Source organism: Vibrio sp. 1288 (genome assembly GCF_033344475.1).
The window spans coordinates 1-513 of the sequence record NZ_JAWPOX010001151.1; the positions used below are offsets into that span (position 1 = coordinate 1).

The 513-nt window shown below is 48.7% G+C and carries 1 protein-coding gene; it reads right to left on the reverse strand.

Features of this window, described 5'->3' with window-relative positions:
- Window positions 1–513 (reverse strand): diguanylate cyclase domain-containing protein (locus tag R8O11_RS31395; RefSeq protein ID WP_318195414.1); only part of this gene is annotated, 513 nt, incomplete at both ends.

Here is a 513-nt window from a genome sequence, read left to right on the forward strand (position 1 = left end):
CAACGGTCTATTTTGTCAAACAACCCAGCTTGCTCGGCGATTGGAATAAATTCGGTCGGTGGCACTGGCCCCAAGCCTTCTGCGTCCCAACGTAGAAGCACTTCCAAGCCTTCAATTTCGTTGTCTTTGTTATTCATGTAAGGTTGAAACACAAGCCTAAACTCATCTTCAACGTTGCTTTTACGCAGTGCACGTTCGATCTGACTGCGTCGCTGAGATTCCAAATTTAGCTCTGCTGAGTAGTACGCGTACTGATTTTTTCCAGCACGTTTGGCTTGGTACATTGCTGCGTCTGCATTGGACAACAGTTTCGCGATGTCTTGCCCATCTTGCGGGTACTGAGCGATGCCAACACTGGCGGTCACCGGGAAGGCGTTCGCCCAAGTTTGGCTGAGGTTGCTAATTGGTTTTAATAGTTCTTTGGCGAGTAAATCTGGGATGCTGCCCACGTCTTTATTGGAGCTGAGTAGAATGGCGAACTCATCACCAGATAAACGCGCACCAAAACAAGGG